Source organism: Streptomyces sp. WMMB 714 (genome assembly GCF_900090125.1).
In the GTDB taxonomy this organism is placed as follows: domain Bacteria; phylum Actinomycetota; class Actinomycetes; order Streptomycetales; family Streptomycetaceae; genus Streptomyces; species Streptomyces daqingensis.
Genome location: NZ_FMHJ01000001.1, coordinates 205,724 through 231,317, shown reverse-complemented (window position 1 = coordinate 231,317; position 25,594 = coordinate 205,724). Strand labels below are relative to the sequence as shown.

At 72.9% G+C, this 25,594-nt stretch carries 21 protein-coding genes and 1 pseudogene; 11 read left to right on the top strand and 11 right to left on the bottom strand.

Annotation, left to right across the window (positions count from 1 at the left end):
- Positions 1-38: 38 nt before the first annotated feature.
- Positions 39-761 carry a GNAT family N-acetyltransferase gene (locus H181DRAFT_RS00820; protein WP_078895398.1) on the bottom strand — a complete coding sequence of 241 codons (723 nt, stop codon included), beginning with the start codon at positions 759-761 and terminating at the stop codon, positions 39-41.
- A gap of 183 nt (positions 762-944) precedes the next feature.
- Between H181DRAFT_RS00820 and H181DRAFT_RS00815 the strand changes: the two genes are divergently transcribed.
- The 3 genes from H181DRAFT_RS00815 to H181DRAFT_RS00805 all read left to right on the top strand — a co-directional run bounded on the left by H181DRAFT_RS00815 (position 945) and on the right by H181DRAFT_RS00805 (position 4,251).
- Positions 945-1,796, top strand: coding sequence for an endonuclease/exonuclease/phosphatase family protein (locus H181DRAFT_RS00815; RefSeq protein ID WP_052708396.1), 852 nt, complete (start codon positions 945-947; stop codon positions 1,794-1,796).
- 142 nt (positions 1,797-1,938) lie between these two features.
- Positions 1,939-2,442: a hypothetical protein gene (locus tag H181DRAFT_RS00810; protein WP_045862179.1), complete on the top strand. Its 504-nt coding sequence runs from the start codon at positions 1,939-1,941 to the stop codon at positions 2,440-2,442.
- 288 nt (positions 2,443-2,730) lie between these two features.
- Positions 2,731-4,251 (top strand): glycosyltransferase, encoded by a 1,521-nt coding sequence (locus tag H181DRAFT_RS00805; RefSeq protein ID WP_052708395.1) that lies wholly within the window; start codon positions 2,731-2,733, stop codon positions 4,249-4,251.
- Positions 4,252-4,311: 60 nt separating this feature from the next.
- Here the strand turns inward: H181DRAFT_RS00805 and H181DRAFT_RS00800 are convergent, their stop codons facing one another.
- Entirely contained in the window at positions 4,312-6,201 is a 1,890-nt protein-coding gene (locus H181DRAFT_RS00800) for a propionyl-CoA synthetase (RefSeq protein WP_045862178.1), read from the bottom strand.
- Positions 6,202-6,438: 237 nt separating this feature from the next.
- Complete coding sequence (locus tag H181DRAFT_RS00795; RefSeq protein ID WP_045862177.1) at positions 6,439-6,774, bottom strand: hypothetical protein; 336 nt, start codon at positions 6,772-6,774, stop codon at positions 6,439-6,441.
- 261 nt (positions 6,775-7,035) lie between these two features.
- On the opposite strand from H181DRAFT_RS00795, the pseudogene H181DRAFT_RS00790 reads away from it, so the two are divergent.
- Positions 7,036-7,785: pseudogene (locus tag H181DRAFT_RS00790) on the top strand (DUF817 domain-containing protein); the annotation flags it as partial.
- Between the two features lie 110 nt (positions 7,786-7,895).
- The gene (locus H181DRAFT_RS00785) at positions 7,896-8,798 is read left to right on the top strand and encodes a TIGR03619 family F420-dependent LLM class oxidoreductase (RefSeq protein WP_045862176.1); all 903 of its coding nucleotides are present in this window, start codon (positions 7,896-7,898) and stop codon (positions 8,796-8,798) included.
- Between the two features lie 64 nt (positions 8,799-8,862).
- Here the strand turns inward: H181DRAFT_RS00785 and H181DRAFT_RS00780 are convergent, their stop codons facing one another.
- Positions 8,863-9,654: an SDR family NAD(P)-dependent oxidoreductase gene (locus H181DRAFT_RS00780; RefSeq protein ID WP_045862175.1), complete on the bottom strand. Its 792-nt coding sequence runs from the start codon at positions 9,652-9,654 to the stop codon at positions 8,863-8,865.
- Positions 9,655-9,839: 185 nt separating this feature from the next.
- On the opposite strand from H181DRAFT_RS00780, the gene H181DRAFT_RS00775 reads away from it, so the two are divergent.
- Entirely contained in the window at positions 9,840-10,667 is an 828-nt protein-coding gene (locus H181DRAFT_RS00775; protein WP_045862174.1) for an aldo/keto reductase, read from the top strand.
- Between the two features lie 73 nt (positions 10,668-10,740).
- Here H181DRAFT_RS00775 and H181DRAFT_RS00770 read toward each other — a convergent pair whose 3' ends face one another.
- On the bottom strand, positions 10,741-11,745 hold the full coding sequence (locus H181DRAFT_RS00770) for an aldo/keto reductase (RefSeq protein ID WP_045862173.1): 1,005 nt from the start codon (positions 11,743-11,745) through the stop codon (positions 10,741-10,743).
- 91 nt (positions 11,746-11,836) lie between these two features.
- Positions 11,837-12,811, bottom strand: a complete 975-nt coding sequence (locus H181DRAFT_RS00765; RefSeq protein ID WP_045862172.1) for an aldo/keto reductase — start codon at positions 12,809-12,811, stop codon at positions 11,837-11,839.
- Positions 12,812-12,918: 107 nt separating this feature from the next.
- Between H181DRAFT_RS00765 and H181DRAFT_RS00760 the strand changes: the two genes are divergently transcribed.
- From H181DRAFT_RS00760 to H181DRAFT_RS00750, 3 genes are all read left to right on the top strand, one after another.
- Positions 12,919-13,824, top strand: coding sequence for a LysR family transcriptional regulator (locus tag H181DRAFT_RS00760; RefSeq protein ID WP_045862171.1), 906 nt, complete (start codon positions 12,919-12,921; stop codon positions 13,822-13,824).
- A gap of 221 nt (positions 13,825-14,045) precedes the next feature.
- Positions 14,046-17,381 (top strand): amidohydrolase family protein, encoded by a 3,336-nt coding sequence (locus H181DRAFT_RS00755; protein WP_078895396.1) that lies wholly within the window; start codon positions 14,046-14,048, stop codon positions 17,379-17,381.
- Between the two features lie 162 nt (positions 17,382-17,543).
- Complete coding sequence (locus tag H181DRAFT_RS00750; protein ID WP_045862170.1) at positions 17,544-17,957, top strand: HIT family protein; 414 nt, start codon at positions 17,544-17,546, stop codon at positions 17,955-17,957.
- A gap of 78 nt (positions 17,958-18,035) precedes the next feature.
- Here the strand turns inward: H181DRAFT_RS00750 and H181DRAFT_RS00745 are convergent, their stop codons facing one another.
- From H181DRAFT_RS00745 to H181DRAFT_RS00735, 3 genes are all read right to left on the bottom strand, one after another.
- Positions 18,036-18,509 carry a GNAT family N-acetyltransferase gene (locus H181DRAFT_RS00745; protein WP_045862169.1) on the bottom strand — a complete coding sequence of 158 codons (474 nt, stop codon included), beginning with the start codon at positions 18,507-18,509 and terminating at the stop codon, positions 18,036-18,038.
- Between the two features lie 112 nt (positions 18,510-18,621).
- The gene (locus H181DRAFT_RS00740) at positions 18,622-20,394 is read right to left on the bottom strand and encodes a bifunctional 3'-5' exonuclease/DNA polymerase (protein ID WP_074467655.1); all 1,773 of its coding nucleotides are present in this window, start codon (positions 20,392-20,394) and stop codon (positions 18,622-18,624) included.
- Between the two features lie 136 nt (positions 20,395-20,530).
- The gene (locus tag H181DRAFT_RS00735) at positions 20,531-21,823 is read right to left on the bottom strand and encodes a glycoside hydrolase family 18 protein (protein ID WP_078895395.1); all 1,293 of its coding nucleotides are present in this window, start codon (positions 21,821-21,823) and stop codon (positions 20,531-20,533) included.
- Positions 21,824-22,259: 436 nt separating this feature from the next.
- On the opposite strand from H181DRAFT_RS00735, the gene H181DRAFT_RS00730 reads away from it, so the two are divergent.
- Positions 22,260-23,435, top strand: a complete 1,176-nt coding sequence (locus H181DRAFT_RS00730) for an acyl-CoA dehydrogenase family protein (RefSeq protein WP_045862168.1) — start codon at positions 22,260-22,262, stop codon at positions 23,433-23,435.
- 67 nt (positions 23,436-23,502) lie between these two features.
- On the opposite strand, the gene H181DRAFT_RS00725 is transcribed toward H181DRAFT_RS00730, so the two are convergent.
- Positions 23,503-24,168 (bottom strand): hypothetical protein, encoded by a 666-nt coding sequence (locus H181DRAFT_RS00725; RefSeq protein WP_045862167.1) that lies wholly within the window; start codon positions 24,166-24,168, stop codon positions 23,503-23,505.
- A 335-nt stretch (positions 24,169-24,503) separates the two neighbouring features.
- Positions 24,504-24,875 (bottom strand): hypothetical protein, encoded by a 372-nt coding sequence (locus H181DRAFT_RS00720; RefSeq protein ID WP_052708394.1) that lies wholly within the window; start codon positions 24,873-24,875, stop codon positions 24,504-24,506.
- 200 nt (positions 24,876-25,075) lie between these two features.
- Between H181DRAFT_RS00720 and H181DRAFT_RS00715 the strand changes: the two genes are divergently transcribed.
- The gene (locus H181DRAFT_RS00715) at positions 25,076-25,516 is read left to right on the top strand and encodes an Lrp/AsnC family transcriptional regulator (protein WP_045862166.1); all 441 of its coding nucleotides are present in this window, start codon (positions 25,076-25,078) and stop codon (positions 25,514-25,516) included.
- The last annotated feature ends 78 nt before the right edge of the window (positions 25,517-25,594 follow it).

Sequence of the window (25,594 nt, the reverse complement as noted above, 5' to 3'; positions counted from 1 at the left end):
ACCGGGGGTCGCCCCCTCGCTGAGGCCGGCAGCAGGGGTCACTGCGGGCGTCGGACTCCGGCCGGACCCAGCCCCGCGCGGGGGCGGCCCATGCCCGTCGCCCCTGCCGCGGGCCAGCGGACGGGAGCGGGAGCGGCCGCCTGGACCTGCCTCGGCGGAGGCGGTGCGGGCAGGGCCGGCGGCGCGAAAGCGCCCGGTGGCAGGGACCGCTTCGGGGCGAGTACCGAGTAGACGACGGTGTCGCGCCACGAGCCGTCGGGACGTCGCACGTGCCGGCGCAGCAGCCCCTCACGGACGGCGTTGATCTGCGCCATCGTGCTGTGGCTCGTCCGGTCCAGGTCGTCGAACTGCCACTGCACCCGCGTGAAGCCCAGGTGGAAGGCGTGCTGCATCAGCAGCAGGTGGATCTCGACGGCGGCGAAGGTGCCGGAGAGCGAGGCGCCCAGCCAGTACCAGCCGATGTCGAGGCGCTGGTCGAGCACGCAGATGTCGAGATAGGCGATCCAGCCGACCGGCCGCCGCGTACCGGCCTGCAGCACCGTGAAGAGGAAGGCGCCCCCGGCGGCCTGCTGGGCGAGGCGCTGCTCCACGATGAGGCGCATCTCGGCTTCCGAGCGTGGCGCGAGCACCGGCAGCCAGCCCCAGTCGGTCTCGAGGCCGCGCTGCGCCATGTAGAGATCCGGGACGTGGTCGAGCCTGAGCGGCTCCAGCACGACGTACCGTCCTGCCAGTGCCACGGGAGCGGGGGACCGCGCTGTCATGGGTCGCACGCTAGCGCGAACACCGTTCACGTGTAAGAGGAATGCGTTACGCGATCTTCACCCCGGCTGCGGAAGTGGTGCACCCCGTTCCCCGTCGCGCGTCCGCGGCGCGGCGCGTGAACAGGGGGAAGTCATCCGGAACGCGTCCGGCAGGCGCCTGCCGGGCGGTGGTACGGATGTGCCATGGAACTTCACGTGATGACCTTCAACCTCCGCTACGCCGACTACGACAGCGCTTCCCCGCACGCGTGGCCCCTGCGCCGCCCGGCCGTGGCGGAGCTCCTGACGCGGGAGGCCCCCGACCTCATCGGCACCCAGGAGGGGGTCCACGGGCAGCTGCGGGACGTCCACGCGGACCTCCGGCGGTCCGGGAAGAGCTACGAGTGGATAGGCATGGGCCGGGAGGGCGGCAGCCGTGGCGAGTTCATGGCCGTCTTCTACGACAGCGGCCGCCTCGTGCCCGTCGAGTACGAGCACTTCTGGATCTTCGACGATCCCCACAGGATCGGCGGGAAGTGGCCGCGGTCGGGCTCTCCGCGCATGGTGACCTGGGTGCGCTTCCGCGATCTCGACGGGGGAGGCGAGTTCTACGCGCTCAACACGCACCTCGACAACGCCAGCCACGAGGCCCGCGTCGCCGGCGCCCGGCTGCTCGTCGACCAGATGCGCCGGCCGGCCGCACCCCTCGCGCCCTTCGAGCCGGGGCTGCCGCGCGTCCTGACCGGCGACTTCAACGTTCCGGCGGACGCGGGGGAGGGCGGTGTCCACGACATCCTGCTGCGGGAGGGCGAGATGACCGACTCCTGGACGGCCGCACCGGCGGAGCGCCGCAGCGCCGAGTACCGCACCTGGCACGACTACGAAGGGCCGGCGCCGGGCCCCCGCATCGACTGGATCCTCACTTCGCACGGGGTCCGCACGGTCTCGACGAAGATCAACACTTTCGCTCCGGGGGACCGGTACCCCAGCGACCACTTTCCCGTACAGGCCGTACTGGAGCTGGAGCCCTCCACCCGGGGCCCGGGGCAGGTCTGAGGGGCTGCACGGCGGGCCCGTATTGCCGGAGCCGACCGGGGGTACCCGCAGCCACGTACGACGGCCGGCCGTCCCCGGGCGGGCCCGGCGCCGGGAGCGGGAGCCGTGCCGGAGCGCACGCTCAGGACGGGAGGTGACTCCGATGGTGCGGAAGAAGAAGGAGGGGAACGAGGTGCAGCGGCGCGCGGCCGCGCTCAGGGCGCGCCGTGCCGGAGAGACGCCCAGCGAGGAGCACACCACGACGGGTGCGTCGAAGCAGCGGACGCGCGTCCCCCGGCGCTCGCACAGCCACGAGGAGAGGACCGCTCACATCCACGAGGGCAAGCAGGGCAGCGTGGGCAGGGCGGCGGCGGGAGAGGGCAGCGGGCGCGGCGCCGGTGAGCAGTGGCCCACGTTCCGCGGGCGCGGCCACCCCGGCTACACCGAGGAGCACGAGCAGGTCTATCAGGCCCTCGCCGACGCCCAGGCGGCCAACGGCGGAGCCGCCGTGATGCTGGGGGAGGTCGCACGTGCGGCGGCACGGCCTCTGGAGGAGACGCGTGTCCTGATGCACGATCTGACGGCTGTCCAGGGGCTGGCCACCGAACTGCAGCACCCCGACGACCCCGACCTCGGGCCGCGCTACGAGACGAGGCCCGGCTTCTGACGCCCGTCCGCCGTCCGCGCGCGGTGTCGTGCCCCGTACGGGCCGGGCGGCCCCGGATCGCGGTCCTCCGCGTCACTTGTGACGGAGTGGTGCGGAGGGCCGCCGCGGGTGCGCCCGGCGTGGCTCTCCTGGTGAACCTGCCTGTGTCTTGGGGTACTTGGCGCGTGTCCTCGACGAGAAGGCGGCCACGATGCATCCGGGCGGTGCGGACGGCGGGAGCCCGTGCGGATATCGCAACGGAGGGCCTGGCCGGGCCAGGGGAGCATCCCGGGCCGCTAGGCTGAGGGCATGGCCGATTTGTTCCCCGGTGTACGGAAACGTCTCCCGAAAGGGCGCCAGTTCGCGCTGACTTGGGGGATCCGCGACGACTTCGGCGGCATGACCAGCGCGATGCTCCACCGCAGCCGCGCCCTCGTACGCCTCGGGAGACGGCCGGTCGACGTCCTCACCTTCGACGCCCGCCCCGACTACCCGTCCCTCGCGCACCGGCTCCGCGAGGACGGCGAACTGACCGCGGGCATGCGGCTGTTCAACCTCTACGACTGGTTCCGTGAGCATCCGTCTCCGCCGCGGCCCGACGGCACGCCCGTCCCCGGCGAGTTCGCCTTCACGCCGCTGGGGAGCGGACCCGTCCACGAGAGCGGCCTGCGCGAGGGAACGGTGATGCACCGGACACGGCGGGCGGCGGACGGCACCGTGCTGCAGACCGACCACTACCGCGAGGACGGCTCGCTGCTGCTGAGCGACCGCCGCGACACACATACCGAGGGCCGGCTCGGCGGACGCTCCGTGGTGCTGTGCGACACCGCCGGGCGCCCGGTCCGGGCCTGGGGCGCGATCTGGCCGTTCTACCGGCTGTGGCTCGACCTCGTGCGCGACGGTGAACCCTCGTTCCTCGTCGTCGACAGCAAACCGGTCGCGCGGTTCATGCTCACCTACCGCCGTCGGCGCGCCGTGACGCTCCACGTGGTGCACAACTCCCATCTGGACGGGGAGGGGCGGCAGTCGGGCCGGATCAAGGAGTCCCGGCGCCCCGTCTTCGAGCAACTCGGCAGGTTCGACGCGGTCGTTCTCCTCACGCCGCGGCAGAAGGCCGACGTCGAGGCGATGCTCGGTCCGTCACCCAACCTCTGCACGGTTCCCAACAGCAGGAACGTCGTACCGCCGAGGCGGCCGCGCCCCGAACGCCCTCCCGGGCGCGGCGTCGTCATCGCCTCCCTCACCCGCCGCAAACGTGTCGGTCACGCTGTCCGCGCCGTGGCGGCCGCTTCGGCACGCGCGGGCGGCGGTATCACGCTGGACGTGTACGGAAGCGGCGCGGAGCGGCGGGCGCTGCGGAAGCTGGTGGACAGGCTCGAAGTGCGCGACCGCGTAAGGCTGCTGGGGCACCGCCCCGATGCGCGCGACCAGTTGGCCGAGGCGTCCTTCGTCCTCCTCACCGGCAGCACGGAGGGGTTGCCCCTGGTGCTGATCGAGGCCATGGCCGCGGGCTGCCTTCCGGTCGCCTACGACGTGCCCTACGGGCCTGCCGACGTCATCACCCACGGCCGGAACGGTTTCCTCGTCGAGCAGGGGAACGTCGCGGAGCTGACGGAGGCCGTCGTGCGGCTGGCCGGCCTGCCCGCGAAGGAGATCGCCAGGATGCGCGGTCAGGCACGCCGCACCGCGAAGCGGTACTCGGACGCCGCCGTGACGCGGCAGTGGGCACGCGAGATGCGCAGAGCGCGGCAGCGCCACCGGGCGGCCTTCGAAGCCGCCGCGCCGGCCGCCCCCGTCCCGCAGGGGACCTCGGTCGCGGCGTCCACGTGACGGCGGCACGCGCCGGCGGTGCGGCCCGCAGCCCGCCGCCGGCCAACTGCCGTGCGTTCTCTACTCCTTGCGCAGCACCGGGCGCAGCGCGTCCAGCACTGCAGGGTCCTCGATGGTGCTGGGCACCGGCTCCTCGGTTCCCTCGGCGATGTTCCGCATCGCCTTGCGCAGGATCTTCCCCGACCGGGTCTTGGGGAGCGCCGTGACCACCGCGACGTCCTTGAGGGAGGCCACCGCTCCCACCTGGTCGCGCACCAACTGGACCAGTTCCGCCTGGAGTCGGGACGCATAGCCCTCGGCCGCCCCGTCCACGCCGGACTTGAGGACGACGAACCCGCGGGGAACCTGTCCCTTGAGCTGGTCCGCCACTCCGATGACCGCGCACTCCGCGACGTCGGGATGGCTTGCGAGGACCTCCTCCATCCCGCCCGTCGAGAGCCTGTGCCCGGCCACGTTGATGACGTCGTCCGTGCGGCCCATCACGTACAGGTAGCCGTCCTCGTCGAGGTACCCGCCGTCCCCGGTGAGGTAGTAGCCCTCGAACGCCGACATGTACGAGGACAGGAACCGTTCGTCGTCGTTCCACAGCGTGGGCAGCGCCCCCGGGGGCATCGGGAGCTTCGCCACGATCGCGCCGTTGGTGCCCGGCGGCACGGGCTTCCCGTCGCCGTCGAGGACCTGGATGTCCCAGCCGGGCAGCGGCCTCGTGGGCGACCCCGGCTTGAGCGGCAGCAGCTCGATCCCCGCCGGGTTGGCCACGATGGGCCAGCCCGTCTCCGTCTGCCACCAGTGGTCGATGACGGGGATGCCGAGCAACTCCGAGGCCCAGCGGTACGTTTCGGGGTCGAGCCGCTCACCGGCGAGGAACAGGTACTTCAGCTCCGACAAGTCGTACCCGCGCGTGAAGGCCCCCTCCGGGTCCTCCTTCTTCAGCGCCCGGAAGGCGGTGGGGGCGGTGAACATGGAGCGCACCCCGTACTCGCTCGCCACTCGCCAGAACTGCCCGGCGTCGGGGGTGCCCACGGGCTTGCCCTCGTACAGCACGGTCGTCGCCCCGGCCAGCAACGGCGCGTAGACGATGTAGGAATGGCCGACGACCCAGCCGACGTCGGACGCGGTGAAGAGCGTCTGCCCCGGCCCCACGTCGTAGACGTTGGCCATGCTCCACGTGAGCGCGGTGGCGTAGCCGCCGCTGTCGCGCACGACGCCCTTCGGCTTCCCCGTGGTGCCGGAGGTGTAGAGGACGTAGAGGGGATCCGTCGACTTGACTGGCACCGGCGCCGCGGGCGAGGCGGCAGAGCACGCGCTCGCCCAGTCGACGTCCCGCTCGCTCAACTCGGCCCGCGCCTGCGGGCGTTGCAGGATCACGTTCTTCTCGGGCTTGTGCGAGGCCATGCCGACGGCCGCGTCCAGCAGCGGCTTGTACTCGATGACGCGGGAGCCCTCGATCCCGCACGACGCCGAGACGACGACCACGGGCTCGGCGTCGTCGATCCGCACGGCGAGCTCTCTCGCGGCGAAGCCGCCGAAGACCACCGAATGCACCGCGCCCAGGCGCGCGCAGGCGAGCATCGCGACCGCGGCCTCCGGCACCATCGGCATGTAGATCACCACGCGGTCGCCGGTGCCGACGCCGAGGCCGCGCAGGACTCCGGCGAACGCGGCGACCTCGTCGCGGAGCCGCCGGTAGGAGTAGACGGACTTCGTGCCGGTGACGGGGGAGTCGTGGACCAGGGCCGCCTCGTCCCCGCGTCCGGCCTCGACGTGGCGGTCGAGGGCGTTGTGGCAGACGTTCAGCTCCCCGTCGGGGAACCAGCGGTAGAAGGGGGGCCGGGAGTCGTCCAGAACTCGGGCGGGCGCCTTGTGCCAGTCCAGGGCGCCGGCCGCCTCCAGCCAGAACCGCTCACGGTCCGACACGCTCGCTGAGAAGATCTCCTCGTAGCCGCCCACCGGGTCCTCCTTCCGGGCGACCGTCCGTCCGGCCGCCCTGGCTGTTCGTCGTCCGCTGTCGAGCGTGCCCGGTCCGCGCGGGGCCAAGGCCCGGGCGCGGGCGGGGTGCGGACATCCGCGCCGGCCCGGGCCCGTCCGCCCGGCCGGTACGGCGACCATACGACCGTCCCGCCCCCCCGGTCAGCAGGCCGTCAGGCGCGAACCGCGCACCGGACGGGCCGTTCGGGACGCGTCGCGTCAGACCAGCTCGCAGCCGCAGCGGACCAGCGACCGCGCGAAGGGTTCTCCCGTGGCGCGCGCGTACGCCATCCGTTCGCGCACCTCCCTGAGCGTGCGGGGCCGGTAACCAGGCCCTCCGCAGCACGACTTGTGGAAACGCACACCCGCGTTCAGCAGCACGGAGAGCGTCCGCCAGGCCCGCCTGTCCCTGCGGGGCGGAGCCGCGAAGGCGGATCCGACGTGGACGAGGGGCCGGGCGCACCCGGGGCAGAGCCTCCGGTGGGTGCCGGCGTGCGGCTGCTTGTACGAGGCCCGGCAGGGCAGGCAGACGTACGAGGTCTTGGAGTGCGACATGCGGGCAGCGTAGGAGCGTTCCGTGCGGGGTTCGACGGCTTTTCGGGGCGAGGGGCCCTTCTCCCGCCCCTCGCCCCTGCGGCCCGCCGCCCCGGAACCCGCGCCCCGGACCCGCGCCCCGGAACCCGCGTGCCGAAGCCGCCGCCCCGGTCCCGTTCCCCGGTCTCCACTGGCGCGGCGACTCTCCGCGTCCTTCCGTCACCCGCGGTGCGCACCGGCCGGGCGGCGAACCGCACGGGTACGACAGGCGTCCCTGCCTGCATGGACGGGATCTCGCGCGCGATCGGACAGCTGCTGCACTTCGCCTGGCTGCAGGCGCGCTGCTGCGCGTTCGCCGTGGCGCTGATCGGGGGCATCGCCGTCTCGGCGCTGCTGCCGGAACTCCCCGTCGCCCGCTACGACCTCGTCCTCGTCTACGGCGTGGTGCTCGCCGCGCTCGCCCGGAAGCTCGGCTGGGACGGCTCGCGGGACACGATGGTGATAGCCGCGTGCCATGTCATCGGCCTGCTCTTCGAGTTGGTGAAGGTGCGGCTCGGCTCCTGGAGTTACCCGGAGGCCGCGCTGACGAAGGTCGCGGGCGTGCCGCTCTACGGAGGCTTCCTTTATGCCGCCGTGGGCAGTTACGTGTGCCGGGCATGGCGGCTGATGGACCTGCACCTCACGGGATACCGCCCGCGGGTCATGGCGGTGCTCGCCGCGGCGGTCTACGTCAACTTCTTCACCCACCACTGGCTTCCCGACCTCCGCTGGCCCCTGGCCGCCGCCCTTGTGTGGGCGACGGCGGGCTCCCGGGTCTGCTACCGCGTCGGCGCGAGCCGCCACCACATGCCGCTGTGCGTGTCGTTCGTCCTCATCGGCTTCTTCCTCTGGGTCGCGGAGAACGCGGCGACCTTCGTCGGCGCGTGGAGTTACCCTGACCAACTCGACGGCTGGCAGCCCGTCACCATCTCCAAGGCCGCCGCGTGGGCGTTGCTGATCAGCGTCACCTTCGTCCTCGCGGCCTCCTCGCGGAGGGCGGTGACGGCGCTGCCCCCGGGAGGGGCGGGGGCGGGGGAATCCGGGGAGGACGCCGGGGTCCCCGGACGCGCGGAAGCCGGCGGGACGCAGATCGGAGACACTGGGTGCGCTACGGGGTCAACATCCTCAACTTCGGCCGCGGAACCGGCCCTTCGAGCCTGCTGCGGTGGGCGCGGTACGCGGAGCAGCGCGGCTTCGACTTCGCCATGATCTCCGACCACGTCGCCGTCACCGAGCAGGTGGCGCAGCAGTACGAGGCACCCTTCTACGACCCCTTCACCACCCTCGCCTGGCTGGCCGGAAGCACCGAGAGGATCGAACTCGGCACCACCGTCACGGTGTTGCCCTTCCGGCACCCGCTGCTGACGGCGAGGGCGGTCGCGAACATCGACAACTTCAGCGGCGGGCGCTTCATCCTCGGCGTCGGCGTGAGCTGGAGCGAGACGGAATACGCGGCGCTGGGCGTGCCGTTCGGGCGGCGCGGAGCCGTCACGGACGAATACCTGGACGTCGTCACCCGCGCCTGGCGGCACGAGAAGATCTCCCACCACGGGGAGTTCGTCTCCTTCGACGACGTGTCGACCGGCCCGCTTCCGGTGCGCACCCCTCCCGTGTGGATCGGCGGAGGCAGCAAGGCCGCCCTGCGCCGCGCCGTGAAGTACGGCGACGCGTGGCACCCCCTCAACCAGCGCATCGCCTGGTTCCGCGACGAAGCGCTTCCGGCGCTCCGCCGCCTCGCGGACGAAGCGGGTCGTCCCGTACCGCAGTTCGCGCCCCGGCTGCCGCTGCTGCTGACCGACGCGCCGCTCCCCGAGGAGACCAGGCTCGCCGGGCAGGGCACCCTCGACCAGGTCAGGCGCGACCTGGACGAGCTGGCCGAACTCGGCGCCTCCCACGTCCTGTTCGACACCTACCGGGGCGAACCGCGGTCGATGCGTCCGCAGGCCGACGACGAGCGCGTCCTGGAGACCCTCGCGCAGTACGTGCTCGGCCCGTCGGACCGTTAGGCGGACGGCTGGCCCGGGGGAGGCCCTGGGCCAGCGCGGTGGCAGGCCGGCGGCCCAGGGGCGTTCAGCGGGAGGCGCGCTGCGCCTCGACGATCCGGCGGATGGTGTCCTGCGAGTTGCTGCGGCGCTGGATCCTCGCCGCGAAGGAGGGGAACTGACCGGCGATCGCCGCGCCCAGCCGCAGCTTCAGCGGAGCGACGTTGACCTCGCACAGATCCCGCTCCACAGCCCGGACGAGCCCTGCGGCCACCTGCTCCGGCGTCACGGTCCCCAGCCCGCCGGGAGGCTCGGCTCCGGTGGCGGCGAACATGCCCGCGTCGCGTACGAAGCCCGGCTGGACGACGGAGACGCCGACCCCGGTCCCGTGCAGATCCTGCCGGAAGCCCAGTGCGAAGCCCCGCAGCCCGAACTTGGACGCCGAGTAGAGGGACGCGGCGGGCGTGGCCGCCTTGCCCGACATCGAGCCGACGAACGCGAGATGACCGCGGCCCCTCTCCACCATGTGCGGGGCCAGCAGACGCGCCAGCATGACCGGCGCGCGCAGGTTCACGTCGAGGGAGCGGTCGATCTGCCCGGGCGTGTAGTCGAGAAGGTCGCCGCTGGCGGGGAGCGCCGCGTTCGCGACCAGGATGTCGGCGCCGGACGCCTCCTCCGCGAGCCGGGTGACCTGCCCGGGGTCGGCCAGGTCCGCGACGACGCCGCGGGCGCCCAGCTCGTCCGCGAGCGGCTCCAGCACCTCCGCGCGTCGCCCCGTCAGTATCAACGTCGCACCGGCGTCCGCGAGGTGGTGTGCGATGGTGCGCCCTATGCCGCCGGTGACCCCGGTGAGCAGGACGGTGGATCCAGCGATGCGCATCGGCTCGGCTCCTCTGGTCGTGGACGCCGGGATCCCGGCCGACTGGACGATACCTGGGAGTAACACAGCGGGGTTCACCCGACCGCCGGTACGGCCCCCGCCGGGGCGTGCCGGTGAGGTTTGAGCAGGGGGCGACCGAGGGACCAGCACCGGAAGCCATCCCGAGAGACCGAGGAAGCCAAGACGTGAGCACAGTTCCCGCTGTCACCCTCAACAACGGTTCGTCCATGCCTCAGTTGGGCTTCGGCGTGTACCAGGTGCCCGAGGACGAGACCCAGGGCGTGGTGTCCACCGCGCTGGAGCTGGGGTACCGCAGCATCGACACCGCTTCCCTCTACCGCAACGAGGAGGGCACCGGCCGCGCCATCGCCGCCTCCGGCATCCCGCGCGAAGAGCTCTTCGTGACGACGAAGCTGTGGAACACCGACCAGGGTTACGACGCCGCCCGGCACGCTTTCGAGGTGTCGCTGGCCAAGCTCGGCCTCGAATACGTGGATCTCTACCTCATCCACTGGCCCCTGCCCGCCCGGGATCTGTACGTCGAGACCTGGCGGGCGCTGGAGAAGATCTACGAACTCGGCCGTGCGAAGGCCGTCGGTGTCTCCAACTTCCATACGCCGCACTTGCGCAGGCTCATCGCGGAGACCGACGTGGTGCCCGCCGTCAACCAGATCGAACTCCATCCGAAGCTGCAGCAGGAGCAGTTGCGCACCTTCCACGCCGACGCCGGCATCGCCACGGAGGCGTGGTCGCCGCTGGGCAGGAACAACGGGGTCCTCGACGACGACGCCGTGACCGGCGTCGCCCGCAAGCACGGCCGGACTCCGGCGCAGGTCGTCCTGCGGTGGCACCTGCAGCTCGGCGACGTCGTCATCCCCAAGTCCGTCACGCCTGCCCGCATGCGCGAGAACCTCGACGTCTTCGGCTTCGAGCTCGACGGCGAGGACATGGCCGCGATCGGCGGGATGGAGACGGGGGAGCGCGTCGGCCCCGACCCGGACACGCTCAACTGAGGCGCAGGCCGCTTGCACGGCCGGCGTGCCCGGTACCGGGGCTCTCCGGTACCGGACACGCCGGCGCGGACGGTCAGGTGAGGGCGGGCAGCCGCTCCAGCAAGCCGTCGATACGGGCCAGTTCGGCGTCGGTGAAGTCGAGCCGCTCCGTGGCCGCCACGCTGTCCGCGAGCTGCTCCGGGCTGCTCGCACCGACCAGCGCCGAGGTGACCCGTCCGCCGCGCAGCACCCACGCCAGCGCCATCTGGGCCAGGCTCTGCCCGCGCTCCCGCGCCAGGCCGTTCAGCTCCCGGAGCCCGGAGACCGTCTCCTCGGTGATCTGGCCCGTGCTGAGGAAGGGGCTCGACCCCGCGGCCCGGGAGTCGGCCGGCACCCCGTCGAGGTAGCGCCCGGTGAGCAGGCCCTGGGCGAGCGGGGAGTAGACGATCGAGCCCGCGCCGACGTCGTCGAGCGTCCCCAGCAGCTCCTCCTCGGGCCTGCGGTCCAGCATCGAGTACCGCGGCTGGTGGATGAGCAGCGGCGTACCCAGCTCCCGCAGGATCCGTGCGGCCTGCCGCGTCTGCTCCGCCGTGTAGTTGGAGATGCCGGCGTAGAGGGCCTTGCCCTGCTGCACGGCCGTGTGGAGGGCCCCCATCGTCTCCTCGAGCGGGGTGTCGGGGTCCGGCCGGTGCGAGTAGAAGACGTCGACATGGTCGAGGCCCAGACGCCCCAGGCTCTGGTCCAGGGAGGCCAGCAGGCTCTTGCGCGAACCCCATTCCCCGTACGGTCCGGGCCACATCAGGTGCCCCGCCTTCGTGGAGACGAGGATCTCGTCGCGGTAGGGCCGCAGATCCTCGTGGAAGATGCGGCCGAACGCGGTCTCGGCGGCGCCGGGCGGCGGACCGTAGTTGTTGGCGAGGTCGAAGTGGGTGACCCCCAGGTCGAACGCCCGGCGCACGATGGCGCGTTGGCGCTCCAGCGGCCGGTCGGTACCGAAGTTGTGCCACAGGCCCAGCGATATCGCGGGCAGACGCAGGCCGCTGCGCCCGGTGCGGCGGTAGGGCATGGCGTCGTAGCGGCCTTCGTGTGCTCGGTACAAGGTCGATTCTCCTCGGATGTTCCGGTGTCCTGTCGGGTTCGTCTGCGTTCCGGTGCGCGTGCCCGGGAGCCCTGCGGCAGGGGTCTGCCGCTCAGGCGATTCCTTCGGGGCTGGCGCCCTCGACCTGCACGCCGTCGGCGGCGATGCGCTCGATCTCCGCCAGCTCCTCACCGCTCAGCGCGATGTCGGCGGCAGCCGCGCTCGCCTCGATGTTGGCGCTGCTGCGCGCGCCCACCAGCGCCACGTCCGCACGGGCGAGGACCCATGCGATCGCGATCTGGCTGACGGTGTGGCCGCGCGCCTCCGCGAAAGCAGCGAGCCGGCGCACCACGGCCACGTTCCGGCGCAGCGCCTCGCCGGTGAAGGCCGTCGCCCGGCTGCGCCAGTCGCTCTCCTCGAAGCGCGTGGTCTCGTCGAAACGCCCGGTCAGCAGTCCGCTGGCGAGCGGGCTGTAGGCGAGTACGCCGATGCCGTGCTCCTTGGCGTACGGGAGGATCCCGTCCTCGATGCCCCTGCGGAAGAGGTGGTAAGGCGGCTGGAGCGTCTCCACAGGCCGCACGGCGGAGAACTCCTCCATCTGCGCGACGTCGTAGTTGGACACTCCGACGTGGCGCAGCTTGCCCTCGTCGGCCATCTCCTGCAGCGCGCCCGCGGTCTCCGCGGCGGGAACCTCGGGGTCGGGCCAGTGGACCTGGTACAGGTCGATCGTCTCCACGCCCAGCGCCCGCAGGCTCTGCTCGACGCCCTCGCGGAGGAAGGCGGGCGAGGCGTCGCGGACCACACCGGACGTCGGCAGGGGGCGGATGCCGCCCTTGGTGGCGATCACGACGCTCTCCCGGTCCCGGGCCAGGTCCTCGCGCAGCGCCTCGCCGAGCAGCCGCTCCGAGGCGCCGAAGCCGTAGGCCTGGGCCGTGTCGAAGAAGTTGACGCCCAGCTCGCGGGCGTGCCGGACGGCGCGCTTCGCGGCGTCCTCGTCGAAGGAGCCCCATTCGCCGCCCAGCTGCCAGGTGCCGTACGCCACGCGGGAGACAGTCGGGCCGGTCGCTCCGAGTCGGGTGGTCTGCATGCGTGCGCTCCTCACGTGGCGGCAGTGGACTCCTCAAGCCTCACGTGCCCGCTGCCATCCGTCCAATAGAAGAAAGTGAACGAATTCAGCGAGTAGGCTTCTCAATCGTGGAACTACGGCACCTCGAGTACTTCGTCACCGTCGCGGAGGAGCGGCACTTCACCCGGGCCGCCGAGCTGCTGATGGTCTCCCAGTCGGGCCTCTCCGCCTCCGTGCGGGCACTGGAGCGCGAACTGGGGGCGAAGCTCTTCGTACGCACCACGCGCAGCGTCGAGTTGACCGAAGCGGGCCGGGCCCTGCTGGGCGAGGCCACCCGGACGCTCGCGGGCGTCCGGGCCGCCAGGGAAGCCGTCGCCGCAGTGCAGGGGCTGCTGCGGGGCACCCTCAGTGTGGGTACCGAGCAGTGCATCGCCGGGGTGCACGTGCCCGAGCTGCTGGCGCGCTTCCGGAAGGAGCACCCAGGGGTGGAGATCCGGCTGCGGCAGACGGGTTCGGTCCAGCTCGCGGAGGCAGTCGCCGCCGGGCGGCTCGACCTGGCGTTCGTGGCCCTGTGCGAGCCGCCCCCGCAGGGGGTACGGCTGCTCCCGCTGACCGAGGAGCCGCTGATCCTGCTCTGCCATCCGGGGCACGCACTGGCGTCCGGCGCGCGGGCGCGATGGGCGGACCTCAAGGGCGAAGCCCTCGTCGACTTCCAACTCGACTGGGGGATACGTCAGTTGACGGAAAGGGCGTTCGCGGCCGCAGGGCTGGAGCGGCAGGTGGCGCTGGAGGTCAACGACGTCCACAGCATGATCGAACTGGTGGAGCAGGGGCTCGGCGTGGCCGTCGTCCCGCGGCACTTCGCCCACAAGCCCCCGGCGTCCGGACTGCGCGCGGTGCGGCTGACGGGCGGTCCGGCGCCGTCATGGAAGGTCTCGGTCGCCCTGCCCGCCGGGGACGCGGCCGGCCCGGCGGCCCGCAAGCTCTGCGCCTACCTGGGCCTGACGCCCGGAGCGGAGGACCGAAGCCGCTGAGGTCGCGGCCGCCCGTGGGACGAGGCACGTTCGCGTACGGGAACGGGTCGCTCGCGTTGCGCAGGTCGGCCCGCCGGCCGCGCAACGCCCCGTTCCCGCACGGGCGTTGCCTTGTTGACCGGCTGACGTCCGGGCCGTGAGGATCGATGGATTCGGCAGCGCCGGGGCTCCGCGCCCGCCCGGCGCACCGCGTCCGCGCTACACCGGTGCCGGGAGGACCGATGACCCCAGCAGACCCCGCCCCCGCTTCCAGAACGGACGCCGTGACACCGGTCGTTCCCGTGCCCGGCGCAGAGCGGCACCCCCTTTCCCGTACGGCCAGGCTCTCCCGGCGGCGCTTCCTGCAGGGCACCGCGGGAGCCGCCGCCACGGGCGCCGTCATGGCGGGCGGAGCCGGTACGGCGGCCGCCGCCGCTCCCGGCGCTCCCGCGTCCGCCGCGGCCGCCCCCTCCTCCAGGGTCACGCTCTCCTTCACAGCGGCGACCAACGGGGCCGCCACGCTCTCGCCGGGCGGGGACAGGCTCGTCGCCGAGGTCCAGAACGTCCTGTGGTCCGTGCCCCGGCGGGGCGGCGGCCGCGCCGTCCCCCTCACGGAGCCCGAACTCGAGCCGACGCGCCCCCAGTTCTCCCCGGACGGCCGGCAACTCGTCGTCTGTGCCTACCAGGGCGGCGGCTTCCACCTGTGGACCATGAGGCCCGACGGCTCCGGGCTGCGCCGGCGCACCGACGGCCCGTGGGACGACCGCGGACCCGCGTGGTCTCCCGACGGCACCCGGATCGCCTTCTCCTCCGAGCGCGGCGGCGACACGGTCACCGGAAGTCCCTACCGCATCTGGGTGATCGACGTCCGCACCGGCGAACTGACCCGCCTGACAGGGCTGCCGGGGCAGGACGGCCCTGAACAGGACGGAGCCTGGGAGGACTTCGACCCCACCTGGTCCCCGGACGGCAGGCGGGTGCTGTTCGTACGGGCGACCCCGGTCGAGGGCGAGGAGGGCCCCGTGCTGCAGGCCCGCACGATCGCCTCCGTACAGGCCGACGGCGAGAGCGCGGTGCGCACCGAGTACAGGGAGAAGAGCGAAGCGGAGGTCATGACCCCGGCCGTCTCCCCGGAGGGACGCCTCGCCCACCTGCGCACCACCGCGGCTCCCTCGGGATCGTGCACCCTCGTCGTGGACGGTGAACCGCTGGACGCCGGCGGCGAGGTGCTGCCCGTGCCCCCGCGCTGGGCGGGCTCCGGCGCGCTGCTGCTCACCGTCGACGGGCAGTTCAGCATCGTGCGGACCGAGGACCCCGGCGAAGCCGAACGCATCCCCTTCACCGCCTCGGCCTCCATGGACCGGCCCCGGTACCGCGTCAAGGACTACGACTTCGACGCCGGAGGAGGCAGCCGCCCCGTACGGTCGCTGCACCTGCCCGCCCTCTCGCCCGACGGTCGCCGGGTGGCCTTCGCGGCCCTCAACGCCCTGTGGGTCGCGGAGACTTCGGGCGGCGGACGGCCCCGCAAGATCCTTCAGGCCACCGCCACGCGCTACCCGCTCGCCCCCACCTGGACGCCCGACGGCCGCGGCCTCGTCTACTCCGACGACCGGGACGGGCTGTTCGCCGTGTACAGGCGCGACCTGCGCTCCGGGAAGGACGAACTCCTCTCCCGCGGCGGACGCGTCTTCCCCGTCCTCTCGCCGGACGGCACGAAACTCGCCTGCCTGGACATGGTGGGCAACCTGATCGTCCGGGACCTGTCCGCCGGGACCGAGAAGGTCCTCGCCGAACCGCTCGGAGCCGCCGGGCTGCCCGGCAGGCCGAGCTGGGCGCCGGACGGCCGCCACATCGCGCTCTGCGACCGCAACCGCCTCAACCAGCGCTTCCGCGAGGGCTACAACCTCATCCGCGTGGTGTCCTCCGGCAGCGGGGACGACCGGCTGTACCCCGTCGCGCCGCACACCTCGATCTCCGACCGCTACGACAGCGGCCCCGTCTGGTCGCCCGACGGCCGCCACCTCGCGCTCGTCAGCGAGTCCGCGCTGTGGCTGCTGCCGGTACGCCCCGACGGCACACCCGACGGGAAACCCCGGCGCCTGACCGGCGAGAGTGCCGACCACCCGTCCTGGTCGGGGGATTCGCGCACCGTCCTCTACCTCTCCGCGGGCAGGCTGCGCAGCGTCGACGTGCGTACGGGCGAGGCACGCACCGTCCCGGTGCGACTGCACCACCGGCGCCCGCAGGCCCGCGACACGGTCGTCCACGCCGGGCGGCTCTGGGACGGCACGGGAGAGACCGTGCGCGAGGACGTCGACATCCTGGTGCGGGGCGGCCGCGTCCGCGCCGTGGTCCCGCACCGGGCCGGCCGCGCGGCGGCACGCCGCATCGACGCCGCCGAGTACACCGTCCTGCCGGGCCTGTGGGACTCCCACACGCACCCCTGGCAGAGCACGTACGGCGGGCGGCAGACCGCCACGCAGCTCGCCTACGGCATCACGACCGCCGTCGCCCTCGGCGGCTTCGCCTACGAACAGGCCCGCATCCGCGAGGCGGTGGCCCACGGCAGCCTCGCCGGGCCGCGGCTGCTGGCCACCGGGGAGCTGCTCGACGGCCCCCGCGTCGCCTACAGCATGGGACGCGCGCACCGCACCCGGGAGGGTCTGCGCCGTTCGCTGGAGCGGGCCGAAGGTCTCGACTGGGACTTCGTGAAGACCTACGTACGGGCACCGGGCTGGATCATGGCGCAGGCAGCGCAGTTCGCACACGAGCGGCTGGGAGTGCGCGCGGGCAGCCATCTGTGCACTCCCGGGGTGCAGCTGGGCGGGGACGTGACCACGCATCTGCAGGCCACGCAGCGCCTGGAGTTCGGCCGCGCGACCACCGCGACGGGACGGGCGTTCGGCGACGTCGAGGAGATCTACACCGCCGACGGCGCCCGCTTCCACCTCATCGCCACACCCTTCGCGGCCATTCCCCTGGTGGGCGCGGACCCGGCGCTCGCGGACGACCCGCGGGTGACCCGGATGATGCCTCCGTGGGACACCGCCGCCGTCGAGGACCTCGCCGCGCAGCCGCCCTCGGACGCCCAACTGGCCACTCTGCGGCGGGAGACGGACATCTACCGGCGGGTGCTGGACGCCGGCGGGCTCATCGCCCTCGGCACCGACCAGCCGCTCGTGCCCGTCGGTCTGCACCTCCACATCGCGCTGCGCGCACTCCACGAGGGAGGCCTGTCGCCGGCCGCGGCGCTGCGCACGGCGACGGTGATGCCCGCGCGTGTCTTCGGCGCCGAGGACGACCTGGGAACCGTCGAGGAGGGCAAGCTGGCCGACCTCACCCTCGTCGACGGCGACCCCTTCACGGACTTCGACGAACTGGTGCGGACGGCCGCCGTGGTCCGGGGCGGCGAACTGTTCGAGCAGACCGCCCTTCTCGACGCCTTTCCCGAACCGGCCGGCGGGGGAGAGGCGGCCGCACGTGAGGGCTCGGACGGTGACAGCGGCCCCGCGACGTTCGACTGGCGGAAGGTCAGCAGGCAACTGCGCAGGGAAGGGTGCTGCGACGCGGGCGTGTGACGGCAGGTGTCTGCGACACGGGCGTGTGACGGCAGGGACTCCGGGAGGGGGTGCGCGGCTCGGCGCTCCCGGGCACCGGCGCGGATGCCGTGCCGCGCGCACTGTGGCGCTGCCGGTGCGCGCGGACCGTCCTGCCCGCCGCCGGGCTGATTGACTGGGCGGGTGGACTGCATCTTCTGCGAGATCGCCGACGGCCGGCGCCCGGCCCACCGCGTCTTCGAGGACGGGGACGTGGTGGCCTTCCTCGATGCCAGGCCCCTCTTCCCGGGGCACACACTCGTGGTGCCGCGGCGCCACCACGAGACGCTGACGGACCTCCCTGCCGAGACGGTGGGCGGCTTCTTCGCACGGGTGCAGCGGATCGCCGGTGCCGTGGAGTCCGGCATGGAGGCGGCGGGCTCCTTCGTCGCCGCGAACAACAAGGTCAGCCAGTCCGTGCCGCACTTCCACGTGCACGTCGTGCCCCGCAACCGCAAGGACGGCCTGCGCGGCTTCTTCTGGCCGCGCGGCCGCTACGCCGACGAGTCCGAGGCCGAAGCGGTCGCCGCCCGGCTGCGCTCCGAGCTGGAGCGCTGACCGCGGACGCCGGAACGGGCCCCGTCCTGCTCCCGCGGCCCGGGCGGGCCTGCCGCGCGCACGCCGGAGGCGAAGCGCTCACATCCGCAGGCACAGCGACGGATCCCGGTGCGCGGTGAAGCCGAGCGAGCGGTAGAGCGGTTCGCCGTCGCGTGACGCGTACAGATCCACCCGGCCGGTCTCGCACTCCCGGAACCAGTCGAGCAGGCCGCACATGACGGCGCGGCTGTGACCGCGTCGCCGGTACGCGGGGTCCGTCACGACGCCCAGCACCTGCCCCGCCAGGCCGTTGGGCAGATGGGGGCCGGGCAGCCGCTGCTGGACGGTTCCGATACCGCAGGCGGCCAGGCCCCGCTCGCCGTCCACGACGAGGATCCGCACGGACTCGGCTGCCAGCTGCTCCTTCAGCACCGCCGTCAGGGCGTCCCGCCAGCCGGCGTCCCCGGGCACGTGTCCGGTGCCGTCCTGGTCCAGCTCCGCGAACAACAGCGCGCGCAGGCGTACGAGTTCGGGGATGTCGTCGTGGGCCGCTCGCCGCACCTGTGAGGTCATGTAATGACTCTAATGCGCAAGAGACGCTTACATCAATCATGCCGGCCGTGAACGCACACCCCGCACAGGGGCCGAAGACGCCGCCGAAGGCCGACGAACCGGGCGGCTGCGTTCACTTCGCGTCCGCATAGCACTCCACGACGGCGGTGGTGAAGGGGAAACGGACGGGCGTCTCTCCGAAGGCGGCGCTTCCGGCACGCTCCGCAGCCGTCGCGATCGCCTTCCGGACCTCCTCCGCCTCCGCCGCCGGGCAGTGCACGATCACCTCGTCGTGCTGGAAGAAGACCAACTCGGCTTCGAAATTGGTCAGTTCCTGACGCAGTGCGGCCAGCATGAGCACCGCCCAGTCCGCCGCGCTGCCCTGCACGACGAAGTTCCGCGTGAACCGCCCCCGCGCGCGGGCCGCCGCCGTCCCCGCCCCCGGAGGCCGGGACTCGGCCTCCCCGTCCTCTCCCGCCTCCGTGCCCGCACCGTCCTCGGCGGCCGCCGATCCGGCCGGAGGGCAGGTGCGGCCCAGGTACGTGCGCACCAGCCGGCCCTCCTCGCCCGCGCGTGCCGCGTCGTCGACGTACGCGACCGCACGGGGGAAGCGCCGCCGCAGCGCGGCGAGGTTCCTCAGCCCGTCCCCGCTGGTCTGGCCGTACACCGCGCCGAGCAGCGCCAGTTTGGCCTGGGCGCGCTCCCCGGAGAAGCCGTGCCGCGAGAGCGTCGTGTACAGGTCCTGGCTGCTGCCGGCCGCCGCCATGAGCCCAGGATCGCGTGAGACGGCGGCGAGCACGCGCGGCTCCATCTGGTCGGCGTCGGCGACGACGAGGCGCCGGCCGGGGTCGGCGACCACCGCCCGCCGCACCACTTTCGGGATCTGAAGCGCGCCGCCCCCGTTGGTCGTCCAGCGGCCGGAGGCGGCGCCGCTCGGGACGTACTCGGCGTGGAAACGCCCGTCGCGCACCCACGAGCGCAGCCACGACCAGCCGTGCGCGGTGTAGAGCCGGTAGAGCTTCTTGTAGAGCAACAGCGGCTCCACCGCGGGGTGTTCGACGTCGCGCAGCTCCCACGCCCTGGTCGAGGAGAGTTCGACCCCCGCACGCGCGAACGCGCGCAGCACATCGGCGGGCAGGTCGGGCCGCACCCGCACGCCCGGCCCGAACGCCCGCGAGACCTCTTCCTCCAGCTCCGCCAGCCGCCGGGGGAGGCCGCGGCCCCCGTAGCGCTCGCCGAGCAACTCCTCCAGCAGTTCGCGGTGCACGTCCGCGCGCCAGGGGACCCCGGCCCGGCCCATCTCGGCCGCGACCAGCGTCCCCGCCGACTCGCCCGCCAGCAACAGCCGCATCCGTTCGGGGTGTTCAGCCGCCGACGTACGTTCCTGCTGCCCGGCGTACACCTCCAGGAGCGCCGTCATCGCGTCGACGCCCTCCGGCAGCGGAAGGACTCCCGCCTCGAACAGCGACGGCTCAGGGTCCGCCTCCCGCGAAGCGGACGGAAGGTCCGGAGGCACGGGACGTCCGTGCAGCCGGGCCCACGCGGCAGGCAGTGAACGAGGCGCTCCCGCATGTCCTTCGTGCCCGAGCAGCAGCGCCTCCGCCGACTCCACGTCGTAGCACCGCTCGACGCGCACACCGGCGTCCAGCAGCCGCGGGTAGAGCGAGGCCGAGGACCGCCACACCCACCGGACCACGCCGGGCACGGACCGTACGGCCGCGGCCGGCGAAGCCTCCGGGCGCACGGGGCCGGCCGCCCGGCCGGCCCTGTCGAGCGGGCAGACCAGGACGCGGCCGCCGGCGCACTCGGCGAGCGCCCAGCGGGACGGCCCGTCCGGGGCGGCGCCGCCCTCGTGCGGGACCGGCCGCGGACGCGCTGTGGCCGCGCTCTCCTGGTCGGCAGTCATGCCGGGGAGTCTCGCAGCCGCCACTGACACTCCCGTTCTCCACGAGTCCGTGGACGCGCCCGTGCGCCCCGCCGCGGGGCGGGGTGCACGGGCGCGGAGGAGTCGCGGCGGCCGGCCCGCGGCCACCGCACCGCGGTCAGCGCACGGCCTTGATCAGCTCTCCTTCCGCCGTGTCCCCGCTCAGCTCCCATACGAAGGAGCCGCCGAGCCCCTTCTCCCGGGCCCAGTCCGTCTTGCTCCCGACGGTCTCCGGGGTGTCGTAGCTCCACCACTGGTCGCCGCAGTGCGCGTACGCGGTGCCGGCGACCGTGCCGGTCGACGGGCAGCGGTCCTTGAGCACCTTGTAGTCCTCGATGCCCTGCTCGTAGGTCCCGGGCGCCGCACCGGTGGCGCTGCCGCCCGGCTCGGCCTGGCTCACGCCGCTCCAGCCGCGTCCGTAGAAGCCGAGCCCGAGCAGGAGCTTCCCGGCGGGCACGCCCATGCCGGTCAGCTTCTCGACGGTCGAGGCGGCGTCGAAGCCGTCCTTGGGGATGCCCTCGTACGCGGTCAGCGGCGAATGCGGGGCGGTGGGGCCCTGGGCGTCCCAGGCGCCGAAGTAGTCGTAGGTCATGGGCAGATACCAGTCGACGTGCTGGGCGGCTCCCGCATAGTCGGCGGCCTCCAGCTTGCCGCCGTCGGACGCGTCCGCCGTGATCGCAGCCGTGACGAGCCTGTCGCCGCCGAACTCCTGGCGCAGCGCGCCCATCAGGTCGGTGAAGGCTTCCGGCCCGCTCTCGTCACACGTCAGACCGCACGCGTTGGGGTACTCCCAGTCGATGTCGATGCCGTCGAACAGCCCTTCCCAGCGCGGATCGTCGAGCAGCTGACGGCAGGAGTCGGCGAACGCCCCGGGGTTCTTCGCGGCTTCGGCGAAGCCGCCGGACCAGGTCCAGCCGCCGAAGGACCACAGCACCTTCAAGTGCGGGTGCTTGGCCTTGAGTTTGAGCAGCTGGTTGAAGTTGCCGCGCAGCGGCTGGTCCCAGGCGTCGGCCTTGCCGTCGACGCTCTGCTCGGCGGTGTAGGCCTTCTCGTAGTCGGCGAACGCGTCGCCCACGGTGCACTTCCCGCCCTGGACGTTGCCGAACGCGTAGTTGATGTGGGTCAGTTCGGCGGCGGAGCCGGACGTGTCGATGTTCTTGACGTGGTAGTTCCGCTGGTAGACGTCCCAGTTGGCGAAGTAGCCCACCAACGTTCCCTCGGCCGTGGGGTGTTGGGCCTCCTGGCCGGCAGCCGGGGAGGACGGTGCCGGTGCGGCGGCGGCCGCGCCGGCACCGCCGGCGGAGAGCGTGGCCGCCATGAGGAGCGCGCAGCATCCGGCGAGCAGCCCGCCGAGGCTGCGCCGGACCGGGCGTGTGCGTCTGCGACGGGTCGGTGCGAAGAGGCCTGTCATGTTTCTCCCTCGCGGAGGTCGGGCCGGTTCCGCTGCGTGCCGCGGCGGTGGAACGGAACGGGCGGAACGGCACGGAGGCGGAGCCGGAACGGGAAACGGAGCACGGAGCGGCAAGTGCGGAGAAGCTTCGCGCCGGAATCTAGAAGGACTAGACCAGTCAGTCAATGGTGTGAACCAATTCGGCTGAGATCGATGACGGCGGATACCCCCCGAATCCCGCCGCACCCCCGCGTTCCGCCCGGGCGCGCCCGTGACGGCCTGCCGCGGATCGGGCATACTTTTTCCGCCGCAGCCGCTGGTCAGCCGACGTCGCAACCCGGCACGGCACCTCGCGGCAAGCGGTCCACCGGTCCCGGCTCCAGCAGCGGACCGGCCGGCGGCGTTCCACCACACCCCGGTCCGTCGCCGCAGCCCCCGACAGGAGGAGAGCTTCGTGATGCCCGAGTACGGACCGCAGCCGGTGGAACGGCAACTGCCGACGCAGGAGGCCCGCGATCTGCTGGCCCTCGTACGTGAACTCGTCCACCGTGAGATCCGCCCGCGCGCAGCCGAGGAAGAGGCCTCCGGACGCTTCCCCCGCGAAGTCTTCGCACTGCTCTCCCGGTCCGGGCTCCTCGGCCTCCCGTATTCGGAGGAGTTCGGCGGCGGGAACCAGCCCTACGAGGTGTACCTCCAGGTCGTCGAGGAGCTTGCCGCCGCCCGTCTGACCGTCGGACTGGGCACGAGCGTGCACACGCTCGCCTGCCACGGCCTCGCCGTCTTCGGCAGCAAGCAGCAGCGCGCCGACCTGCTCCCGGCCATGCTCGGCGGCGGAACGCTCGGTGCGTACTGCCTCTCGGAGCCCGCGTCGGGCTCGGACGCCGCCTCCCTTCGTACGCGGGCCCGGCAGGACGGAGACGACTGGGTCCTCGACGGCACCAAGGCGTGGATCACCCACGGCGGAGTCGCCGACTTCTACACGGTCCTCGCCCGCACGGGAGAAGAGGGCCCCCGTGGCATCTCGGCCTTCCTCGTGCCGGGGGACGCGGAGGGCCTCAGCGCCGCCGCCCCCGAGCGCAAGATGGGCATGAACGGTTCACCAACCGCGCAGCTCCACTTCGACGGGGTACGCGTCAGCGACGCCCGCCGGCTCGGCGAGGAAGGCCAGGGGCTCACCGTCGCGCTGTCCGCGCTGGAGTCGGGACGGCTCGGGATCGCCGCCTGCGCCGTGGGCCTCGCGCAGGCCGCCCTCGACGAATCCCTCGCGTACATGCAGCGCCGCGAGCAGTTCGGCCGCCCCCTCACCGACTTCCAGGGGCTGCGCTTCATGCTCGCCGACATGGCCACCCAGATCGAGGCCGGACGGGCGCTCTACCTCAGCGCCGCACGGCTGCGGGACGCCGGCAGGCCCTTCTCCCGTGAAGCGGCGATGGCCAAGCTCTTCTGCACGGACGCGGCGATGCGCGTCACCACGGACGCCGTTCAGCTGCTGGGCGGCTATGGCTACACCACCGACTTCCCGGTGGAGCGGTACATGCGGGAGGCGAAGGTCCTCCAGATCGTCGAGGGCACCAACCAGATCCAGCGGCTGGTCATCGCCCGGCAGCTCGCAGGCCCCGAGAACAAGCGGTAGCCCGGGGCGGGGCGGCGGCCGGGGCTACCGGGCCGCCGCCCTCGCACGGCGGGCGCGGGGAGCGGCGTCACTCCCCGCCGAGCACGTCGTCGACCACCTTCTTGTCGAGCGCGGCCCGAACCAGCGCCGCTGCCAGACGGGCGCTGTCGCGCTGGGCGATCAGCGCGCTCAGCTTCTCCGGCGAACGGGGCAGCCCCAGCCGCTCCGCGCCGTCCTGCGCCTTCTTGTCGAAGTAGGGCCTGAACTCGGGCCACACCTCCTGCACTTCGCGCAGGAAGATGTCCACCCCGGTGGGGCCGACGCCCGGCACCTCCCGGAGCCGTTCCGCGGGACGCGGATCGTCCCGCAGCCGGCGCAGGTCCCCCCGGTACTCCCTCAGCAGCAGCTCCGCGCCCTCCCCGAGCTGGGTGGCGGTCCGCTCGTCGTAGCGCCGGTATCCGCCGACGCCGAGGGCGTCGACGCGCTGCTGCCAGGTCGCGTCGGCCATCCGGCGCGCGTCCTTCATGCCCGCGTCGGAGAGCGCTCGCGCGGCCGCGGCCGCGATGTCCGCCCGGATCCGCGCGGATAGCAGATGCGAGAGCACCAGGAGCCGGTAGAGGGGGGAGGGGGTGTCGCGCAGCGTGATGCCCGCCTGCTCGGCGTAGGTCTGGCCGTGCCGCTCCAGGAGGGTGCGCACGGTCGCCCGCTCGCGCGCCTGCCGTGACGTCTCGGGCCGTGTCTTCGTCTGTGCCATGAGGGGCCTCACTCGACTGTGCTCGGCTACGTCCGGGAGCCCGGGTGCCCAGCACCGCGCGGAGGTCACCCCGCGAGCCGCAGTCCGTCACGCGCGCACGGCGCGGAGCCGTCCGGACCGGGCGGCGGGAGCAGGGTCCCTGGCAGGACGAGGAGGCCCCTCGACGGGATCGCCTCGCGGTGACGTCGCCCGGCGTGCCGACCCGATGTGGCGGCGCCCGCCTCGCGCGAGATGGGCGCCGGTACGTCAGCAGCTCATAGGGGCGGAAAGGTGATCCGGCGGACGCCGGTGAATCAGTCGCGCGTCCGCGCTCGGCGGTTCACGCGACGGGCGGGTCAGCGGACCGGTTCGGGGCGGCCCGCGTGGGAGAAGGGCTGCATCCGCCAGTCCAGACCCTCCGGAAGGGTCAACAGGGCCGTCACATCGTGTTCCTGGCCTCCGTCCTGGCCCAGGGACGCGGCCTCGGAGGCCGCCCGGCCGGAGCCCTGGCACACCGTGAGCCCGAACGGGTCCCACGGCGAGGCGCACAGTCCGTGCCGGGGGAGTCTGTCCTCCTCCGCGAGCAGCGCGATCGCCTGCCCGCAGTCCGGGCAGGCCACCCGGAAGATGTCGTACGTCTCGCTCTCGTATGCCTCGGGTACCGCGGCTTCCCGTACAGCCGCCTCGGCGGCGGACACGGACGTGCGGACCCGCTTCACAGTGCGCATGCAAATCCCCCTCGGGTGGACCTGCCGGGCATCTCGCCCCCGGCCACACAAGCACTTCCCGTGGCGTCACACGGGTAATCTCCGCGCGCCCGGGGACACGGGTGCACGTGTGTGGCCTTGGTCACACCGTGTGCTCCCCCTGCGCTTCCGCCATGCGCCCGCTGTGCCTGAGCGTGCGCGGCACAGTAGGTTGACCTGCTGTGGAGGAAGTGGACAGGCGAATCGTCGAGCTGCTCGTCAAGGACGGGCGGATGAGCTACACCGATCTGGGCAAGGCCACGGGCCTGTCCACCTCGGCGGTGCATCAGCGCGTGCGCCGGCTCGAACAGCGCGGTGTGATCCGCGGCTACACCGCGCTCGTCGACTCCGAGGCGGTCGGGCTTCCGCTGACGGCGTTCATCTCGGTCAAGCCGTTCGACCCCAGCGCCCCCGACGACATCGCCGAACGTCTCGCCGAGGTACCGGAGATCGAGGCCTGCCACAGCGTCGCGGGCGACGAGAACTACATCCTCAAGGTGCGCGTCGGCACCCCCATCGAACTCGAGCACCTGCTCGCCCGCATCCGCTCCCTGTCCGGGGTGTCCACCCGTACGACGGTCGTGCTCTCCACGCCGTACGAGGCGCGCCCTCCCCGTATCTGACCCCCCCGGACGCGGCATCGCCCCGGAGCGGTGCGGGACGCCGACCCGCCCTGCCTCCGCGCGGGGACGGGCGGGAGA

Bases quoted from the DNA above. Each gene is read 5' to 3' on its own strand.
- H181DRAFT_RS00745 (WP_045862169.1), bottom strand. From the start codon at position 18,509: ATGACCTCACAGGTGCGGCGAGCGGCCCACGACGACATCCCCGAACTC.
- H181DRAFT_RS00735 (WP_078895395.1), bottom strand. From the start codon at position 21,823: ATGACAGGCCTCTTCGCACCGACCCGTCGCAGACGCACACGCCCGGTC.
- H181DRAFT_RS00815 (WP_052708396.1), top strand. From the start codon at position 945: ATGGAACTTCACGTGATGACCTTCAACCTCCGCTACGCCGACTACGAC.
- H181DRAFT_RS00740 (WP_074467655.1), bottom strand. From the start codon at position 20,394: ATGACTGCCGACCAGGAGAGCGCGGCCACAGCGCGTCCGCGGCCGGTC.
- H181DRAFT_RS00720 (WP_052708394.1), bottom strand. From the start codon at position 24,875: ATGCGCACTGTGAAGCGGGTCCGCACGTCCGTGTCCGCCGCCGAGGCG.
- H181DRAFT_RS00725 (WP_045862167.1), bottom strand. From the start codon at position 24,168: ATGGCACAGACGAAGACACGGCCCGAGACGTCACGGCAGGCGCGCGAG.
- H181DRAFT_RS00780 (WP_045862175.1), bottom strand. From the start codon at position 9,654: ATGCGCATCGCTGGATCCACCGTCCTGCTCACCGGGGTCACCGGCGGC.
- H181DRAFT_RS00810 (WP_045862179.1), top strand. From the start codon at position 1,939: ATGGTGCGGAAGAAGAAGGAGGGGAACGAGGTGCAGCGGCGCGCGGCC.
- H181DRAFT_RS00755 (WP_078895396.1), top strand. From the start codon at position 14,046: ATGACCCCAGCAGACCCCGCCCCCGCTTCCAGAACGGACGCCGTGACA.
- H181DRAFT_RS00765 (WP_045862172.1), bottom strand. From the start codon at position 12,811: ATGCAGACCACCCGACTCGGAGCGACCGGCCCGACTGTCTCCCGCGTG.
- H181DRAFT_RS00730 (WP_045862168.1), top strand. From the start codon at position 22,260: ATGCCCGAGTACGGACCGCAGCCGGTGGAACGGCAACTGCCGACGCAG.
- H181DRAFT_RS00820 (WP_078895398.1), bottom strand. From the start codon at position 761: ATGACAGCGCGGTCCCCCGCTCCCGTGGCACTGGCAGGACGGTACGTC.
- H181DRAFT_RS00805 (WP_052708395.1), top strand. From the start codon at position 2,731: ATGGCCGATTTGTTCCCCGGTGTACGGAAACGTCTCCCGAAAGGGCGC.
- H181DRAFT_RS00795 (WP_045862177.1), bottom strand. From the start codon at position 6,774: ATGTCGCACTCCAAGACCTCGTACGTCTGCCTGCCCTGCCGGGCCTCG.